The organism is Ruegeria sp. L11 (genome assembly GCF_056531755.1).
In genome coordinates this window covers 104,994-123,528 of sequence record NZ_JBQFMI010000008.1, presented here as the reverse complement: position 1 = coordinate 123,528, position 18,535 = coordinate 104,994, and the positions used below count along the sequence as shown (strand labels likewise).

16 protein-coding genes and 1 pseudogene are annotated in these 18,535 nt (G+C 56.8%); 9 read left to right on the top strand and 8 right to left on the bottom strand.

The features are described from left to right. Window positions 1-119: 119 nt before the first annotated feature. From ACR0CE_RS14115 to ACR0CE_RS14105, 3 genes are read left to right on the top strand one after another with little or no spacing between them, the layout of a single operon-like run. Window positions 120-1,049, top strand: coding sequence for a sugar phosphate isomerase/epimerase family protein (locus tag ACR0CE_RS14115; RefSeq protein ID WP_480833011.1), 930 nt, complete (start codon window positions 120-122; stop codon window positions 1,047-1,049). Next, window positions 1,030-2,439 (top strand): aldehyde dehydrogenase family protein, encoded by a 1,410-nt coding sequence (locus ACR0CE_RS14110; protein ID WP_480483569.1) that lies wholly within the window; start codon window positions 1,030-1,032, stop codon window positions 2,437-2,439. Before ACR0CE_RS14115 ends, ACR0CE_RS14110 begins: the two co-directional genes overlap by 20 nt. Next, window positions 2,439-4,220 (top strand): thiamine pyrophosphate-binding protein, encoded by a 1,782-nt coding sequence (locus ACR0CE_RS14105; protein WP_480833010.1) that lies wholly within the window; start codon window positions 2,439-2,441, stop codon window positions 4,218-4,220. Before ACR0CE_RS14110 ends, ACR0CE_RS14105 begins: the two co-directional genes overlap by 1 nt. Window positions 4,221-4,635: 415 nt before the next feature. On the opposite strand, the gene ACR0CE_RS14100 is transcribed toward ACR0CE_RS14105, so the two are convergent. Next, entirely contained in the window at window positions 4,636-6,015 is a 1,380-nt protein-coding gene (locus tag ACR0CE_RS14100; RefSeq protein ID WP_480483567.1) for an NCS1 family transporter, read from the bottom strand. 19 nt (window positions 6,016-6,034) lie between these two features. Then, on the bottom strand, window positions 6,035-6,733 hold the full coding sequence (locus ACR0CE_RS14095) for an aspartate/glutamate racemase family protein (RefSeq protein WP_480558996.1): 699 nt from the start codon (window positions 6,731-6,733) through the stop codon (window positions 6,035-6,037). A gap of 192 nt (window positions 6,734-6,925) precedes the next feature. Between ACR0CE_RS14095 and ACR0CE_RS14090 the strand changes: the two are divergent. Next, window positions 6,926-7,312, top strand: a pseudogene (locus ACR0CE_RS14090) (IS6 family transposase); the annotation flags it as partial. A 35-nt stretch (window positions 7,313-7,347) separates the two neighbouring features. Here the strand turns inward: ACR0CE_RS14090 and ACR0CE_RS14085 are convergent. The 3 genes from ACR0CE_RS14085 to ACR0CE_RS14075 all read right to left on the bottom strand — a co-directional run bounded on the left by ACR0CE_RS14085 (window position 7,348) and on the right by ACR0CE_RS14075 (window position 11,703). Beyond that, complete coding sequence (locus ACR0CE_RS14085; RefSeq protein ID WP_480833009.1) at window positions 7,348-9,375, bottom strand: oxidoreductase; 2,028 nt, start codon at window positions 9,373-9,375, stop codon at window positions 7,348-7,350. Between the two features lie 266 nt (window positions 9,376-9,641). Continuing rightward, entirely contained in the window at window positions 9,642-10,589 is a 948-nt protein-coding gene (locus tag ACR0CE_RS14080) for a DMT family transporter (RefSeq protein ID WP_480483617.1), read from the bottom strand. Window positions 10,590-10,752: 163 nt separating this feature from the next. Further along, window positions 10,753-11,703, bottom strand: a complete 951-nt coding sequence (locus tag ACR0CE_RS14075) for a LysR family transcriptional regulator (protein WP_480483564.1) — start codon at window positions 11,701-11,703, stop codon at window positions 10,753-10,755. A 90-nt stretch (window positions 11,704-11,793) separates the two neighbouring features. Between ACR0CE_RS14075 and ACR0CE_RS14070 the strand changes: the two genes are divergently transcribed. After that, window positions 11,794-12,630 carry a TauD/TfdA dioxygenase family protein gene (locus ACR0CE_RS14070; protein ID WP_480833008.1) on the top strand — a complete coding sequence of 279 codons (837 nt, stop codon included), beginning with the start codon at window positions 11,794-11,796 and terminating at the stop codon, window positions 12,628-12,630. A gap of 19 nt (window positions 12,631-12,649) precedes the next feature. Beyond that, complete coding sequence (locus ACR0CE_RS14065; RefSeq protein ID WP_480833007.1) at window positions 12,650-14,281, top strand: arylsulfatase; 1,632 nt, start codon at window positions 12,650-12,652, stop codon at window positions 14,279-14,281. A 9-nt stretch (window positions 14,282-14,290) separates the two neighbouring features. Here ACR0CE_RS14065 and ACR0CE_RS14060 read toward each other — a convergent pair whose 3' ends face one another. Further along, window positions 14,291-14,452 carry a hypothetical protein gene (locus ACR0CE_RS14060; RefSeq protein WP_480483561.1) on the bottom strand — a complete coding sequence of 54 codons (162 nt, stop codon included), beginning with the start codon at window positions 14,450-14,452 and terminating at the stop codon, window positions 14,291-14,293. Window positions 14,453-14,530: 78 nt separating this feature from the next. On the opposite strand from ACR0CE_RS14060, the gene ACR0CE_RS14055 reads away from it, so the two are divergent. The 3 genes from ACR0CE_RS14055 (at window position 14,531) to ACR0CE_RS14045 (ending at window position 16,275) form a co-directional block, all read left to right on the top strand. Continuing rightward, window positions 14,531-14,863, top strand: a complete 333-nt coding sequence (locus tag ACR0CE_RS14055; protein ID WP_480539187.1) for a YegP family protein — start codon at window positions 14,531-14,533, stop codon at window positions 14,861-14,863. A 504-nt stretch (window positions 14,864-15,367) separates the two neighbouring features. Beyond that, a complete protein-coding gene (locus ACR0CE_RS14050) occupies window positions 15,368-16,009 on the top strand; it encodes a Crp/Fnr family transcriptional regulator (RefSeq protein WP_480833006.1) in 642 nt (213 codons plus the stop codon). 65 nt (window positions 16,010-16,074) lie between these two features. Beyond that, window positions 16,075-16,275, top strand: coding sequence for a YgaP family membrane protein (locus ACR0CE_RS14045; RefSeq protein ID WP_480483558.1), 201 nt, complete (start codon window positions 16,075-16,077; stop codon window positions 16,273-16,275). Window positions 16,276-16,344: 69 nt separating this feature from the next. Here the strand turns inward: ACR0CE_RS14045 and ACR0CE_RS14040 are convergent, their stop codons facing one another. Beyond that, window positions 16,345-17,832, bottom strand: a complete 1,488-nt coding sequence (locus tag ACR0CE_RS14040; RefSeq protein WP_480833005.1) for a TIGR01777 family oxidoreductase — start codon at window positions 17,830-17,832, stop codon at window positions 16,345-16,347. Then, window positions 17,829-18,446 (bottom strand): DUF4166 domain-containing protein, encoded by a 618-nt coding sequence (locus tag ACR0CE_RS14035; RefSeq protein WP_480833004.1) that lies wholly within the window; start codon window positions 18,444-18,446, stop codon window positions 17,829-17,831. The genes ACR0CE_RS14040 and ACR0CE_RS14035 overlap by 4 nt, the downstream gene beginning before the upstream one ends. Window positions 18,447-18,535: the final 89 nt, after the last annotated feature.

Sequence of the window (18,535 nt, the reverse complement as noted above, 5' to 3'; positions counted from 1 at the left end):
GTAATACACGCCCGGGGCGTTGCCCGGGCGTTTTCATTTCTATTAAGTATTAAAGTTGATATTTTAAAAAATATCAGATATTTTTGACTACGTGTGATGAATTTTAGATTCGCAGACACGTGGAGCTGTCGTTCATGGTGAAACCCGAAGAGGCTGGCGCAAGCCCCTCTCTCTTTTCCTTGGCGCATCTGACGCTGATTGGCTGTACGCCGCCCGAGTTGGTCTATATCGCCGCACGGGCCGGTTACGATGCCGTCAGCCCCCGATTCATTCCGATGCATGTGCCCGGCGAATTCACTCAATCCCCAATCGACAAGGCACAGGTGCAGGCCACCAAAACGGCTCTCTCTACCACCGGATTGAAGGTCCTTGATGTCGAGCTTGCACGCATCACCGAAGATGTCGATCCACGCAGTTTTGAGCCTTCTCTTGAGATTGGCGGGGAGTTGGGCGCCAAACGCATGATTATGAGCGCGTGGACAAACACCCGCGATGATCGTGATTTTCTGATCGACGTCTATTCCGAAACCTGCGAACTGGCAGCGCCCTACGGATTAACGGTGGACTTGGAGTTCCCGAGCTTCTCCCGCTTGCGCACGCTGGATGAAGCACTGGACATTGTCCGCGCCTCTGATCAGCCCAACGGCGGTATTCTGGTCGATACGCTCTACCTGCACCTCAGCCGCGTAGATCTTGGTGAGCTGTTGCACGTTCCCTCGGACCTGTTTCACTTCCTGCATATCTCTGATTGCCTGCCCGGCATCGCCGATACGCGTGAGGGCATGATCCAACTGGCCCGCGATGCGCGGCTATATCCCGGTGAGGGATGGATCGATTTCACAGGCATCATCGAACGGATGCCACCCGTCGACTATTCCATCGAACTGCCCAACCAAAGCCGCGTGGCCGAGTTGGGATATGAAGAACACGCGCGTCGCTGTCTCAGCCACGCCAAGCGAACATTCGGCGAGGCGCGGTCACAGCGTCGTATGCCCGATGCTGCAATTCCAAAACACCAAGAGGATCATCATGGGCAAAGAGCTCACTGAAAACGACCGCAACATGGCGGCCGATATGCTGGCACGCGCCCGCGCTGCCATGGCCGAGATCGAGGATTGGGATCAGGGCAGATTGGACCGCCTGTCTCAGGCCATTGCATGGTATGCGGGGAACGAGAAAACCTTCACGCGTCTGGCCCAGCAAGGCGTGGACGAAAGCGGTATCGGAGATCGCGAAGGGCGTCCTGCCAAGCGATTTAAGATTCACATGGTGTTGCGTGACGTCTTGCGGACACCATCGACCGGGATCGTCGAAGTAGACGAAGAAAAGGGTCTGGTAAAATATGCCAAGCCTGCCGGTGTGATCGCATCTCTGATTCCGATGACCAATCCAGCGATGACACCACCGGTGACCGGTGTTTCCGCCGCCAACGCCCGGAATGCTGTTATCTTCAGTCCGCATCCGCGAACCGCTCATACCACCTTCGAGATGGTCGAGGTCATGCGAGCGGCCTGCCGTGCCGCTGATGCCCCCGAGGATCTGTTTCAATCCATTCGCAAACCGTCGATCCCATTGACGCAACATTTGATGGAGATCTGTGATCTGACGCTGGCAACGGGCGGCAAGCCCATGGTCAAAGCGGCGTACAGTTCAGGGCGCCCGGCCTTTGGCGTCGGCGCGGGCAATTCATCCATCGTCATCGATGAGACTGCCGACCTGGACATCGCCGCTCAGAACACACGAATTTCCAAGACGTCTGACTTTGGTTCGGGTTGTTCGGCCGACGGTAACATCATCATCCAGCGCTCGGTTTACGACGATATGGTCAAGGCGCTTGAGGCCGAAGGTGGATACCTGTGTTCGACCAAAGAGAAGGCCATGCTCGAAGCTGCCATGTGGGATGAGAAAGGAAACCGTACCTTCCCGACTATCGCCTGTCCGCCTCAGCAAACGGCCAAGGTCGCCGGTTTCTCGATCCCCGAAGATCGCAAGTTCCTGATGGTTGAAAATCAGGGGCAAATCGGGCCGCAGCACAAGTTCTCGAAGGAAAAACTGACCACGCTGATGGCGCTATATCACTTTGACACTTTCGATGACGCGCTGGAAACGGTCAGCCAGATTTACAACACCGGAGGCAAGGGCCATTCCTGCGGCATCTACAGCCACAATGACGATCACATCGACCGGTTGGCGCGCCTGGCTCCGGTCAGCCGCATGATGGTGCGACAGCCTCAGTCCAAGGCCAATGCGGGTGCCTGGACCAATGGCATGCCTATGACCAGCAGCCTAGGTTGCGGCATCTGGGGCGGCAACATTACCAATGAAAATGTCACCATGAAACACATGATGAACTACACCTGGGTCAGCCGTCCCATCCCCGAGGATCGCCCCTCGGAGCCGGACCTGTTCGGTGAGTTCTACGGACAGGAGGTCGCGTGATGGACGGAGCGAAACTGGAAGGCAAAACCGTTGCCGAACACATCGTCGACTTTCTCGAACGTCGCGAGATCAAGCATGTATTTGGCCTGTGCGGGCACACGAACATTGCGGTTCTGGCCGCGTTGGCGGAAAGCCCCATCGATTTCGTCACCGTACGGCACGAACAAATCGCCAGCCACGCAGCGGACGCATATGCCCGCGTGACGGGCAAGGCCTCGGTGGTGCTGTCCCATCTCTCCCCGGGGCTGACCAATTGTGCAACCGGGGTCGCCAACGCCGCACTGGACTGTATCCCGATGGTCGTGATCGCGGGCGACATTCCAACGCACTACTACGGTAAACATCCACATCAGGAAGTGAACCTCCATGCAGACGCCGCCCAGTGGGAGATCTATCGTCCCTTTGTCAAACGCGCCTGGCGGGTCGATCGGGCAGACCTGATGGCCGAAATTCTGGAAAAGGCGTTTCATCTGGCCGAAAGCGGCCAGCCCGGGCCAGTGCTGGTCAACGTGCCGATGGACATCTTCTCCGAGGTGATCCCCTCGGACAGTTTCGACCGTATCCGCGACAACACGCGCGCGCTCAAAAAACCGTCGATTGACGATGAAACAGCGCGAGAGATTGTCGAAGCGTTGGCGCAGGCTCAAAGTCCGGTCGCTTATGTCGGTGGTGGTATTCTACTGGCACAGGCCAGCGAGGAATTACGCGCCTTTGTGGAGCACATGGGCCTACCAGTCGCGCATTCTTTGATGGGTAAAGGCGCACTGCGCGACGACCATCCGCTTGTGCTGGGAATGACCGGGTTTTGGGGCACCGAGCTGGTCAACCAGTCTTGCCTGAATGCGGATTACATCTTTGCTGTCGGAACCCGGTTCAAAGAGGCCGATTGCTCCAGCTGGTATCCTGGTTACACGTTCAACATTCCTGGCTCAAAGGTCATCCATATCGACATTGAACCGCAAGAGATTGGACGGAATTATCCCACCGAGATCGGAGTCGTTGCTGACGCCAAGGCCGCTTTGCGCGTCGTCAACCGAGTTGCCCGCGAGATGTATCCTGAGGGCTTCAAACGCCCCGCGCTGGAACAGAAGATCACCGACTTCCGAACGAACTTCAAAGCGCGCAACGTGGACATGGCGACCTCGTCGTCCTTTCCGATGATGCCCGAACGTATTTTGGCAGATACCCGCAAGGCACTGCCCGAGGATGCCATTATCACTACGGACGTGGGATGGAACAAGAACGGCGTCGGACAACAATTTGATATCCTGGCACCCGGTTCAATCCTGACCCCGGGTGGATTCGCGACGATGGGCTTTGGCCCTCCGGGAGCGATCGGCGCAAAACTGGCAGCCCCTGACCGTGTGGTGATAAGTCTTGTTGGCGATGGGGGGTTCGGTCAGAACCCGTCGATGCTGGCAACCGCGGTCGAGCTTGATCTGGGCATCATCTGGCTGGTTATGAACAACAACGCCTTCGGCACTATCGCGGGCCTTCAAAAGGCGCATTACGGTCTGACATACGGGACCACGTTCCCTGGATCAGCCGCAGCTCCTGCAAACGGACCGGGTTATGCGGATATTGCAAGAGCTTATGGTGCAGAAGGGCACAGGCTCAGTGCTGCTGATGAATTGTTGCCCGCATTGGAAGCGGCAATCGCCAGCGGCAAACCAACCGTTCTTGATGTCCCAATGATCAACAACCCAACACCAACGACCGGACATTGGAACATCTTGGACATATACTCACCGGACAAAGAGGTATCTCACGTCGCGACTTGACGAAACTGGGCGCGTCTGAACGCGCCCAGTTTCTTGTGTCAATGCTCATCCGTGTTCGAGCAAATATCAACAGCTCCGTCGCGGCGCGGTCATCGTTGTTGTGTGTCTGAACTTTTTTGTTGGTTAGTTATTCTCAACGAAGCACGTGAGATAATGTCAAATTGCAATAACGCTGAAGTATGTGCGTTCTTAGCGTCCAAGTTTTCTCTCTCGCAGCGAATGGCAGATTCGACGGGACGCGTCGCAGCATAACCAACAGGCGGCCAACGGCAGCCTAGGGCCGGGCGCGTCGTTTAGGCCAAGGCGCTTATTAGCTACCCGGTACGTGACTGTTTTTTGATGGCGGCGAGCAGTAAATGCCTAAGAAAGAAGGCCCGCAATGACGCGAGCCTTCTTTTGGCGGATGGGTCATCGACTATGCGTCGAGAAACCTTTTCGCGCTTGGCAGGTGGTGCATCAGCACGTAGTAGGTCAGACCCGCCGGGATCAGACTTGCGTACCAGGAGATCCCCGAAAAGATCAGGGCCGCGACAACTCCGACACCCATGGCGATCACGGCAGCCCAGTTCACGCCGTTATAGGGGCCTTCCGGATCATAGAGCTTGTCAAGATCAAGCGTCTGTTTGCGCAGCACGAAGTAATCGACGACAAGGATCGCGAAGATGGGACCTAGGAAAGCCGAGTAGGTCTGAATGAAAATGCTCAGGCCTGCCGCGGACTCATCTTTTACAAGTTCCCACGGGAAAGTGCAGAAGGCGAGCAAGCCGACGATCACTGCAGAGGTTTTGAATTTGATCTTGAAGACATCCATCAGCGCATAGGCGGGAGGGACGACGTTGTTCAGGATGTTCGTTGTGACCTGAGCAAAAGCAATGAACAGGAGCGTTACGACCAGCAGCAGCTTGTTGTCGACAGCGCTCGAAAACACCTTGATTGGATCAACTTCACCGGTAGCACCGGACACCATCAGCCCAATGAGGCCCATAAAAAGTGTCGCCGGCAGGATCGAATTGGCATAGATCGCGACCTGCCTTAGCGGCCCAACGCTCCGACGCAATTCGCGCGAATAGTCCGATACGTTCAGCATCATCGTACTGTAGATCCCAAGGAAGAGCATGGTTGCCCCCCAGAACGGTGCACCCCAGGTGCCCTCGACATTTACCAGATTGGTCGAGATTTCTTCGCCGTATTTGTTGATGACGCTAAAGAACATGTAGATCAGCGACGCGATGATGAAGATCGATCCGATATTCTCGAGCCACTTGATCCCGTGAAACCCAAGCACCGAAAGACCGATCTGAAGGAACTGGAAGCCGATAAAGAACGCCCACATGTTCGAATAACCGAGGAGCGTTTCCGACACGAGGTTGAGTGCGCCCGCGCCGATCCAACTCTGGAACCCGAACCAGACGATAGCGGGAACCGAACGCACCAGCGCCGGAATCCGAGTGCCCGCAAAGCCAAAGGCGGACCGGGCCTGTACCATGAACGGAATGCCATATTTGTGACCGGCCTGACCGTTGATCATTAGCGCGAGCCCGATCACCGTGCAGCCGATGGCGATAGCGACAAAGGTCTGCAGGAGGTTCAGCGTACCGACCAAGCCCGACCCGATAGTAAATGTTCCGATGGAAACACATCCGCCAAGCCACGCGAAAAGATAGGACCACGGGTCCATGATCCGCGTCTCTTGCGGTGCCAGGCTCTCTTCCCCGATCGCCTTGTGTTCGATATGGGTTACGTGATCGTCGTGCGACATAGCGACCGTGTCGGCCGTGTCTGATTTGATTGTCATTTTCTCCTCCGATGACAGGTTATTTTAGTTTTGGCCGGGCGTAGGCATTGATTTTGCTGGTCTTTAGGCCGCAACCGACCAGCGCTTCGATCATGCGGGTTGCCACGCTCACGCCATCGATCACAGGAATGCCGGTCTCTTCGCTGAGCCACGCGGTCAAATCGGCCATCCCCGCACATCCCAGAACAATTGCTTCGCAACGATCTTCCTCAATCGCGCGCAGGATTTCCTCGCGGATCTTTTCGCGCGCGTTCGAGCCGGGCTCTTCCAAGGCCAAAACAGGGATCTCTGCTGACCGAACCCGCCGGCATTGATGCGACAGGCCATAGCCATGGATCATGTGTTCGATGATGGGCACTGACCGCGGCAAAGTGGTGACGACCGAGAACGAGGTGGCAAGCATGCTCGCCGCCTTCACCGCAGCTTCGCAGATTCCGATGACAGGGCCCGTCGCGATCTCGCGGCAAGCGCCGATACCGGGATCATCTAAACAAGCAACGACAATGCCATCGACCTGCTGGTCTTCTGCGGCTTGCACGCAGGACAGAAGGCCGGGAACTGACATCGCTTCGTCGAAATGCCCTTCGATACTCGCCGGTGCGCCTTGCGCGGTAGCGCCTCTGATCACGACACCGGCACTCGCGGCCGCCTGGGCGGACGTGATGATCTTGCGTGTCATCGATTCAGTAGAGTTGGGGTTTACAACTAGAATTTCCATGTGATCTCCCTTGACGATATAAATTGTTAACAAACAGTGGTAACGATTCCAAAAAAAATGTTAACTTAAATTGTCAAGGCGTTACCGATGCCTAGATGGCGTCTGTTCCGACTGGGGGCAGAATGACAGGGGTGTTGTCAGGTTAACCCGAGATCGGTTGCTCGTGTCTGGATTTGGACATAGATCGCATCGATGAATTCATCGTCCATCAGCTACAAGCGTCACCGATTTCCTCCTCAGATCATTGCCCAGGCTGTGTGGCTGTATTTCCGCTTCAATTTGAGCCTTCGCGAAGTTGAAGAGATGCTGCTAGCGCGCGGGATCGACGTTTCTTACGAGACTGTCCGGCGTTGCGTGATCAAGTTCGGACCGATGATGGCTCGAAGCTTGCGACTAAGTTAGGACCGTCCTGGTGATGTCTGGCATCTCGATGAAGTTGTCGTGAAAATCGTTGGTCGCAGGTATTGGCTTTGGCGCGCGGTCGATCAGCATGGCGTCGTGCTGGACGAAATACTCCAACCCAGGCGGGACAAACGGACCGCAAAACGGTTGTTGCGCCGCCTGATAAAGCGTCTTGGCTTCCTCCATTGGTCAGCAAAGAAGTGAAATTTCTTTCAGACAGTTACACATATTCGCAATGCATCGAGAATTGCGGCGTGTATATTTCGGCTTGTAACTGCGTCGCCTATTCGGGCCAAATGGAAACGGCCGCTTAGATTGGTGTCAACGAATGGAAATGTCCCACCAATAAGCGCCTTGTGTTCAACCTGCCCGTGGTTCCGCGAGCTTGGTTTGAGATCGTGAAAAAGTCCGCCCATTGGGGACAGGCCATGTTCTACGACTACGTGATCAACAAGACGTTCAGTGACATTCCCCGTTAACACGTGACGAAAGCTGGCGCGAACTCGATCACCCTCGCGTACCAGGGAGGTGAGCTCCTGTAGGCAGGTGAAGGTAACTCCATTGGCGGCCAGATCGCGTAAGGCGACGGAAGAGGTCGTTGGGCCAAGGTCATGCAGAAGTGCCCGGTCCGGGGTTACAAGATTTACACTGCAACCATTGCCCGCCAGCGCATCGGCAGTTACAGCCGCAGGGTGGTCGCCGACTTCATCGAACAACAGCACCTCGCCCGAGACACGTGCCTCTCCCGACAACACGTCCCAACTGGAAATCGCCAGATCGCCGCCGGGGATAACTGTGGTTTCGGGCCAGCCGCCTGTTGCAACGATCACCAAATCGGGGGCTTCGGATATCACGTCATCGGCTTCGGCATAGGTGTTCAAGCGGATATCGATCCCAAGCAAAGTCACTTCGGAAATCAACCAGTCAGCTACGCCCCAGACCTGTCTGCGCGTTTTCCCTTTAGAGGCCAGAACCAACTGCCCGCCCAGCCGAACCGACGCCTCGAACAGCACGACTTCGTGACCGCGCAGGGCGCAGACCCGTGCGGCCTCCAGTCCGCCGGGTCCGCCGCCGACGACAACAACTTTCTTTCGGGTGTCGCTGTAGGCGATGATATGAGGCAAGGTCTGCTCACGCCCCGTGGCGGCATTGTGTCCGCAAACGGCAGGTTTGCCCTGATTGACCCGGTCCACGCAGTAGCCCAAGCCGACACAGGGGCGGATGCGTTCTTCTTCCCCCCGCGCGAGTTTTTCTACCAGATAGGGATCTGCCATCTGTGCGCGGGTCATGCCCACCAGATCGACATGGCCGCCGGAGACCGCGTGGCGGGCCGTGGCAATATCCGCAATCCCTCCTGCGTGCAGGATAGGCAAATCGACGGCATCACGGATGCGCCCGGCCACGGTGATATGCGGTGCCGCCGGCAGGCCCATGGGGCGCACCCATTCAGCCAAACCCAGATCATCATAGGGCGCGCCGGCGAGGATGTTGAGCAGGTCGACATCGCTGGATTTTTCCAGCATCCTGGCTGCGGCAATGCATTCTTCAGCGTTCAGCCCACCTTCTTTCAGTTCATCGCCGGTGATGCGCATCGACAGGATGAAATCAGCGCCGACTTCGGCGCGCACGGCGTCGAGCACCTGCAAGGTCAGGCGCATGCGGTTCTCCAGCGTTCCACCATAGTCATCGTCGCGCTTGTTTGTCAGCGGGGACAGGAATTGCCCCAGAAGGTGTGAGTGGGACAGGAGCTCGATCCCGTCGAATCCTCCTTGCTGACAGCGACGCGCAGCGGCTGCAAAATCGTCAATCACGCGGTTGATGTCTTCTTGTTCCATGGCCTTGGGAAAGGCACGATGTGCACGTTCGCGGATACTGGACGGAGCTATGACAGGCAGCCAATGGCCATCATCCCATGCAGTGCGGCGCCCCATATGAGTGATCTGACACATGATCGCGGCACCATGTTCGTGAACGCCATCCGTTAGTTTCCGAAACCATGGAATGACGCTGTCATCACCGGCATAAAGCTGGCCGAACACCGATGGGCTATCAGGGGCGATATTGGTCGACCCACCGACCATGGTCAGGGCAACCCCGCCCTTTGCCTTTTCCTCGTGATACAACCTGTAGCGGTCCCGGGGATGGCCATCTTCAACAAAATTCGGCGCATGGGACGTGCTGACGATGCGGTTGCGCAAAGTCAGGTGTTTCAATTGAAACGAATCGAGTAGGTGCGCCACTTTCGTGCCCCTTCGGCCAAATCTGCTGTTTGAAAACTGTCCAGGGTCGGCTCCGCTGGTCAGTTTCAACACCTGATGAGTTTGGTTGTCGAAAGCACTTTACTTGGGAAGCTATGCGTAAGAATTCACTGCTTCCGACATTGCTGTATGAAAAGGCGACCCGACCAGGAAATCCAATGGTGGAACACCCTTTGAGTACAGAAGGGAACCTGGCAGGGGCCGCTCGATCCATCAAGGTCTGCACAAGGTTGCAATCACGTGCAATCTTAGATTGGAGGTGCTGCGCGCGCTGTGATCAACTGTCTGGCAGTAACTCTTTCGCGATGTATCATGTACAGACCTGCACCGATGATGATGGCAATGCCAAGCAGGCTAAGCCTGTTCGGAAAGTCATTGAAGACAAGGTAGCCAAACAAGGTTGCTACCGGCAGCTCAAAATACTGCAAAGGAGCCAATGTGGCAGACGGGGCAAATGACAGCGCATAAGTCATCATCATGTGGCTTACCGTCGCAAAAAAACCGGTCCCAAGAAGCCACAACAGTGCAATGTCTTTCGGCCAAACGGGATCGAAAAGTTCGGAACCAGAACCTTGCGCAACCAATAAGATTGGAATGCAAAACAGACTGGCAACCAGGCCAGTGTGAAATTGCAGAGCCACCGGGTGCATCCGTCGCGACAAGCCCCGCGTCACAAGAATGTAGAAAGCGAAAGCAACAGCCGTACCGAGAGGAATAATTGCCACTGCGCCGAAAGCCGCGAAGCTGGGTTGGATGACGAACAATACGCCGACAAACCCTACAAGAGCTGCCCCGACGCGACGAGGACCGACATCTTCACCAAGGTAAAACTTGCCGACCAGCAAGACAATGAACGGTGCCACAAACACGATGGCAAGGGCATCAGCAAGCGGCATCACTCGGATAGCCGTAATGAAACAAAAAGTCGCGAACAGCAAAAGTATTGAGCGGAATACAAGTACCATCAATTCACCGCTCGCGACACGCAATGACAGTCCCATTTTCCAGACAAACGGTCCCATCAACGCACATTGCAATACAAAGCGAGCGGCCGTTATCTGCCCAACCGGCACACTGGCCGATGCGAGCTTGGCAGCTACATCGAGCAAGGGAGCAGTCAGGCAAAATCCAAGCATCAGTGCAACGCCCGCAAGGGTGCGATCCGTGGATTGAGGTGTGGAATCAGCTGAGGTCATCCCATCATGAAGAACTGTCGCCAAATGCGTGTCTGTTCTCAATGCGACGCCAGGCAAAAGTCCCGATATTCCCGAGCTCGGAAAGAGTAGGAGTTTGCTCATGCAGCGAACCGCAGGTTCCATGACCCGCACGGCAGCATCAACTGCCTTGTTTCAGGATTCGCTAACGAGATGTACTGGCCTTTTCATTCAACGGTTTACCTGCAAGGCTAGGCACAGAGATCGGCGACCTGCAAATCTCTAGAAACCGGTCAATCAACGCTGTCTGCACTGCTTGGCGAGAGCGGGCAATCACCACCCTGTAGTGTCCGATGCTTTCCTCGAGCGGTCGCGCAACGATGGGGTCGCCTTCAATCGTGCGATCCTGCTTGGGCGGGAAGCCTGCCAGGGTGAAGCCGAACCCCTTGCCGACGTAGGCCTGAACAAGCTCGCGTGATTGGGATTGGAATGGCACTTCGGGGTGAACGCCTGCGGCCTGCAGCAGTTGAAGATAGCTAGGGCCAGGCCCGGCTGGTGATACAGCGATATAGGGCAGTCCGATCAGGTCGGACAGGCTGATCCGGGCTTTTGCTGCCAAAGGGTGTTCGCCTGACAGCAGAACCAGGGGCGGCAGCTCCAGCAGCACTTCTGCCTCATGCCGCTTGAGATCGAACCCCTGGTCAAAAACCACCAGCGCATCCACTTCGCCACCATCCAGTGCGTCCACCAAGGTCGGATAATCCGCTTCCTTCACCTCGACACGAACGTCTGGGTAGCTTTCGCGGAAGGCAAGCACCGCAGGCAGGACGATGCGCTGTGCCAGTGCGTGATGAGTGCCGATGTGGATCCTGCCAGTGCGTCCTGACGCCAGGTTCTCGGCCTGCCTGTCCAGCGCCGCGGCCTGCGCCAGCAGCGCCTCAGCCTGGGCGAAAAACTCCTTTCCCGCAGGCGTCAGCCGCATACCTTGCGCCGGAAAGCGGTCGAACAGGGTCAGGCCGGTGGTCGCCTCCAGTTTGTCCACCGCTGAGGCAATCGCGGCGGGAGAAACATTCAATTGCCGAGCAGCCTGGGCAATACCGCCCCGCCGGGCGGTTTCTGACAGGTAGGCGAGTTGGCGAAGGGTGAAATTAATCATCTAAAAAACTGACTTTTGAGGTGTATTAAATCAGTTTTACCGACCTTTTGACAAGCCCTATGCTGCTTTTGGGACAAACAGGAGACTCACATGGAGATTCTTCCACTGACGGGGGGGCTGGGTGCCGAAATTCTGGGTGCGGATGTCCGCAGCGATGCAGATTTTGACGCCATTCAGCGCGCATTTGCCAAATACTCGGTGATTGTGCTGAGGGGGCAGGATGTGGGCCCGGAAGATCACCTCGCCTTTGCCCGCCGTTTCGGGCCGGTCAACGTGAACCGGTTCTTCAAGCAGGTCAAAGGGCACCCCGAGATCGCCATGGTGCTGAAAGAGAAGAACCAGAAAGAAGCCGTTGGAGAAGGTTGGCATACCGATCATTCCTACGATCAGGAACCGGCGATGGGCTCGATTTTGCATGCGATCGAAATGCCGCCTTACGGCGGCGATACGCTGTTTGTCTCAATGGGGGCCGCCTACGAGGCGCTTTCGGCCCCGATGCGCCGGTTTCTCGGCGAGCTGACGGCCGTGCATTCCTCGCGGCATGTGTTCGGCGCTGCCGTAATGGATAGCGAGGCAGTAAAGTCAGGACGTCTGGGCAATGCAGAGGCCGCAATCCAGGACGCCCGGCATCCGGTCGTTATCACGCATCCCCTGAGCCGACGGCGTGGCCTTTTTGTGAACCCGGTCTTCACAACCCGTATCGAGGGTTTGGCCCCGGCTGAGTCTGAGGCGCTTCTGGCCATGCTCTATGCCCATTGCCAGCAACCCGAGTTCCAATGCCGTGTGCGCTGGCAGGCCGGTGACATTACCATGTGGGACAACCGCGCCACCTGGCATAAGGCGATCAATGATTATCACGGCTTCCGCCGCCTGATGCATCGTGTCACTGTTGAGGGCGTGCCCCTCGCGCCCGCTGCTGCGGCCTGACCTTAGCGAAAGTATCGCAATGACCCACCTCAACTCACAGGCAGCAACCAGCCGGCCCAATGTCATCCTGATCCTTGCGGACGACATGGGATTTGCCGATCTTGGCTGCACCGGTTCTGAAATCCAGACCCCCAACATCGACGCCCTTGCGCGGGGCGGCGTTATGCTGTCGGCGATGTACAACTGCGCCCGCTGCTGCCCCACCCGTGCTTCGCTTCTGACCGGGCTTTATCCGCATAATGCAGGCGTTGGCCACATGGGCGCCAATCTGGGCACCCCTGCCTATCAGGGCTTCCTGCGCAATGACAGTGCCACGATTGCCGAGCATCTGCGCGCCAGCGGTTATGCCACGCTGATGTCGGGGAAATGGCATGTGGCGGGCGATTTTGAAGCCCGTAAGGTGGACAGTTGGCGGGTTGGCGACGTCGAACACCCAACCCCGCGCCAACGCGGCTTTGACCGGTTTTACGGGATCATGGATGGGGCCACACATTTCTTTTCGCCGCATTACATGCTGGAGGATGACAGTCGGGTCGAAACCTTCCCCGATGACTTCTACTTCACCGACGCCATCACCCAAAAGGCTATTGGTATGATCGAAAGCGCTGTGGCGGAAGAAAAACCCTTCTTCCTTTACCTAGCCCACACAGCGCCGCACTGGCCGTTGCACGCCCACCCTGAGGACATCGCAAAATACGATGGGGTCTATTCAAAAGGCTGGGACCATATTCGCACCGCGCGCCATGAAACCATGAACAGTCAGGGTGTGTTCCAGCGCGGCTGGGACATCTCGCCCCGCGACAGCACTGTACATGGTTGGGAGCAGGAACAGAACCGGGACTGGGAGGCCAGCAAGATGGCCACCTACGCGGCGATGGTTGACCGAATGGATCAGTCGATCGGCACGCTGGTTGCGGCCCTGAAACGGCTCGGTCAGTTCGACAACACGCTGATCCTGTTCCTGTCAGACAACGGCGGCTGCGCCGAATTCATGGCCGAGGACGGCTGGGCTAAGTTCTATCCCGACCGCACCCATGACGGCAAGCAGATCACCATGGGCAATGTGACCGGTCTGCGCCCCGGCGATGCCCAAACCTTCCAGAGCTATGACAAACCGTGGGCCAATGTCTCCAATGCGCCGTTCCGGCTTTACAAGCATTATGTCCACGAGGGCGGTATCTCCACCCCACTGGTGGCCCATTGGCCAAATGGGTTCGAACCGCGCGGCACGGCTCATGCAGCCTGCCATGTGGTCGATATTCTGCCGACCATCCTGGAAGCCACCGGAGGCGCCTATCAGACAGAGGTGGGCGGTCATGATATCCAACCGTTGCAAGGGGAATCTCTGCTAGGTCTTATGAAGGGCAAGGACTGGCAGCGCGAGCAGCCGATCTTCTGGGAGCACGAGGGCAATGCCGCCATCCGGTTGGGCCAGTTCAAGCTGGTTCGACTGCATGACCGCCCCTGGGAGCTTTACGACATCGAGGCCGACCGTACCGAGCTGACCGACCTTGCGGGCCGCAACGCCGCCCTTGAGAAAGACATGATCCATCAATACCAGGCTTGGGCGGAAACCGTCGGCGTGATGGACTGGAACGAAGCGTTGCCGAAACTGCTGGCGGCGTGGGGGATGGAGAACGCGGATGGCTGAAGCTGATCGCTAGGTGGTCGCTGAGGTCCCTTGGTAAAGGACGGGTTTGCTCGCATCCTGCCAGTTCAGGCGAGGTGTAACGAATGGAACCGAAGCCAGCATCAGATCATCCATTTCGATCTTACCTGTGACTTTGGGGGTATCTTGCTCTGGGTAGATTGCTCGCCTCATCTTTTTTCTTGAGACGAATGTTTAATTATAGGAATGTATTTGAAAAAACCGAAAGTAGAACAGAGGAGTAGGCGTCAAATGGCCGGGAAGTTCGAGATATATAAAGACAAGGCTGGTGAATTTCGGTTTCGTCTGAAAGCCGGGAATGGTGAAATCATTCTGGCCAGTGAAGGATATGTTCAAAAGGCGAGTGCCACGAACGGGATCGAGTCTGTCAAAAAGAACGCGCCGGATGACAGCCGGTACGAGCGCAAGGAAACCAAATCCGGCGGTCATATGTTCAACTTGAAGGCCAGCAACGGTCAGGTGATCGGCACCAGCGAGAGCTATACCAGCACTTCAGGGCGGGATAACGGGATCGATTCCGTCAAACGGAACGCACCTGACGCACGTGTCGACGATCTGACGTGACCTGACACGGTAACTTTTTACCACTTCCATTTGTGTAAACTGCGAAGGCGAGATGCATGGACGCATCTCGCACAAAGGCTAGAACAACCAAGCCGAAAGCACACATCAATCAACCCGTAGGCGCGAACGCATCGTGAAGCGCTTCGTTTCGATTCTGTTTCAAATCCGCGCCTACCGAACAAAACGGCGTTTTAGCGACAGAGGATCCAGACCCATGCTGGCAATCAAATCCTTCGCTTCAATCGCATTTGCCCTGACGACCATTAAACTGAAAAACATGATCCGCTAAAGGCAGATCTCCCCTGGACTCCGGCCATTTCAGCACTTCGCCCAACTGGCAGGCCAATCGAGTCGCCATCTCCACTGATGCCGCCGCTATTAAGACCGTAGTAGAATTGTCAACTTTGGTTCCGCGCGGGTGGGTTTGTCACAGGCAAATTGGGTTTGCTCGCGAGGTCCCCAAGGCTAAAAATCCGGGAGTGAGTGTGAGACGGAGGTAAAGCGGTGACCCAACAGAACTGGAGCCAGGCCATTCTCGACCGGCTCAAGTCCGCAGGAAGTAATCTGACTATACCAGACGGATCCCAACTGTTTGCACCGGGCGCTTACGGTGAGATGTTTTTGATCGTCCGTTCGGGCAACGTCCGGGTGGAACAAACCAGTCCGTCGGGACGCACCGTTGTTCTTTATCGGGTTGGCCCGTACGACAGTTGCGTTATGACGACCTCGTGCATGTTGTCGGACATCCCCTATTCAGGGTTCGGTTATGCCGAGGGGCCGGTGACGGCGCTGGCCATCGGGCGGGACAAGTTCAACACGTTGCTGGCTACAGATGCCGAGTTTCGGGGCGCGGTCTTCATGGCGTTTTCACAACGCATTGTTGAGCTGTCCGAGGTTATCGATGATCTTCTACTTAACCGGATGGACCTGAAATTGGCGCAGTGGCTTTTGGATCAGGGCGCACCTTCGGGCGATATCCGCATCACGCACCAGCGCATTGCGGCCGAACTGGGCAGCGCACGAGAAGTTATGTCCCGTATTCTCAAGGATTTTGAACATCGCGGGTGGGTCAGGCTTGAGCGAGGTGTGATTTATCTGCAGGACCGCCCAGCCCTGCACCACCATGCAAGAACGGGGGTTGTGTGACCTCGTCACATAACATGGCTTGGAAAACAGTGAATCTTGGACCAGACAATCAAGGAGATTCGACCATGCAATTCACGTCTAATGTTGGTTCTGTCGACCGGATTCTGCGCCTGATCCTCGGTGGTGTGCTGATCCTTCTGGCACTGACCGGTACTATCGGCCCCTGGGGTTGGCTTGGGGCTGTGTTTGTGGTGACGGCATTCATGAAATTCTGTCCGATCTATGCGCTTCTGGGTCTGTGCACCAACAAGCAAGCCAAGCCGTAACACGACCAACCCTTGCCTCGTGCAACACCGGGATTCGTCTGGATCCCGGCGTTGCGCAGCGGGCGCGGGTCAGGCGCGGCGTTTCTCAGAGCTGACGCTGTTTGAGGCGGCCCGAGCGCCCGTGATCCTGGCAAGGGCGGGGGCCAGCTCGGGGCTATTGAAACGGAACCCGCTGCGTAGCAGTTTTGCCGGAATGACACGCTGGCCACCCAGTATCGTTTCACGTCCCATATCCCCTGCGACGTTTGTGATCAGCCAAGCAGGCAGACGTATCAGGGCAGGGCGGTTCAATGCGTTTGCCAAAGCCTGTGTGAACTCTGCGTTGCGCACCGGGTTTGGAGCAGTGGCGTTGAGCGGGCCGTTGATATCCGGATGCGACATGGCGAATGCGATGACGCGGATCAGATCATTCCGTTCGATCCAGGGCATCCACTGTTGTCCATTCCCCAGCTGACAACCGGCACCAAACTCGAAAGGTGTCAGCATTCGGGCCAGCATGCCGCCTTCAACCCCCAGCACCAGACCGATACGCAGTTGCACAACCCGGACGCCCATATCCACGACTGGCGCAGCGGCGCGCTCCCATGTGTCGCACACCTCATGGATGAAGGCGGGGCAGTGCGTGTCGTCTTCGGTGAGGGTCTCGTCTTGCCGCAGCCCATACCAGCCCACGGCGGAGCCGGTGATCAGACAAGATGGTTTTTGATCCAGCCTGCGGATCAGTGCGACCAAATCTTTCGTCATCTTGACCCGAGACTGCAGGATGCGCGCGCGTTTCCGAGGCGTCCAATGCGCGTTTGCTACCGGCTCACCCGCCAGATTGACGATGGCGTCAAAACGCTCTGTGTTGTCAATTTGCTCGAGTGAGGTGATCAGGCGTACCGGATGGGTCAAAGCGTCGACCTTTTGCAGATTGCGGGTCAGGACGGTGACGTGGTGGCCGCCAGCAACCAGGGCTTCGACCAGGCGTTGTCCGATGAAACCGGTGCCACCCGTGATCAGCAGATGTTGTCGGGGCGCGAGTTGCGCGACCAGAGAGGTCGCGTTGACAGCATTCAACCGCGTGCTGCGTGCGGCCGCCACCAAATCGCGCGCGCTGAACAGCGCCACACCAATCGCGGCAAGGGTCGCCATGATGCTCCAACCGCCGTGATGGACGGGTACCATCTCTGACGGCAGGGCAGACCAAGTCCAAAGGTATGGGGCAGCCAGCGCGAGGATCGCACCATAATTCAGCGCCAGCAAAGTGTGATTGACCCGTTCTTTGGCGGGGAGACGGCGGGTCAGGTCCTCTTCAACGAAATCCCAAAGGGTAATCAGGACCTCAAGGCCCAGGATTATGGTCAGAGCAATGGTAAACGTGCCGTGGGGTTCGAACCATCCAAGGCACAGGAAGATGACGGCGTAGAAAGCGTTCCTGACCCCATGCAGGCGCAGTTCGGTCTGTTGCGAAGGGCGCCAGGCCAGCCGCTCGGTGCCTTCATGGTGCACCAGCGTGTCGAATGCACCCATCGAGATCTGAAGGGCAATCAATGTCCAAAGCAGCGGGTCAGTCATGTCGGATCCTTTCTGTCGTAAAAAATGGCGTCCTGGTGGATCAACTCTCCGAACAGGCGGCTATGAAGGCTTAGGGAAAACAGAAACCGCGCGTCGCCAAGATCGGTGTGAGTGATGGTCAGAACGCCAGGGCGAATCCAGCGCGGGAGGCGCAGTTTCCTATCACCCAATTGAACGAAGTAATGATCGCTGAGAAAGCGGAGACCGGTGCGGTCTGCTTGAACGCGCAATGCGATACCGATACCGGCGCCGATGTATTCTTCGATCCCGGTCGGTCCAGAGAACCGTTTTGAGCTGTGGATAACTTGAGGAAACCCTCCGGCGCGCCCATACTGGCGGATCCAGAACTGTCCGTTAACGGAACTATCCTCGGTCACGGTGACAATCGCGGGCTGATCCACGCTGGATGTATCAAAGGGTAGGGGGCCGCCGATCAGACGGGCCAGATGCGCCAGCAGTTGCCCGGCCAGCGTCAGACGCATTGCTACAACTTTGCCCTGATAGACCACGCTGGCGCCGTTCGCTAGGCAATGACCAAACCGCGCGCGGACCTGATGGGGCAGGGCGGCCCAAGCTGCGGGGCCAACCAAGTCGCGAAACCTTTGATCGGACATGTCCATAACATGCGGAGAGAAATTGCTCAGTTTCATATCACACCATATGCTGTAGTTGCTGTTATTTCTGTAGGAAGAGAAATATATTC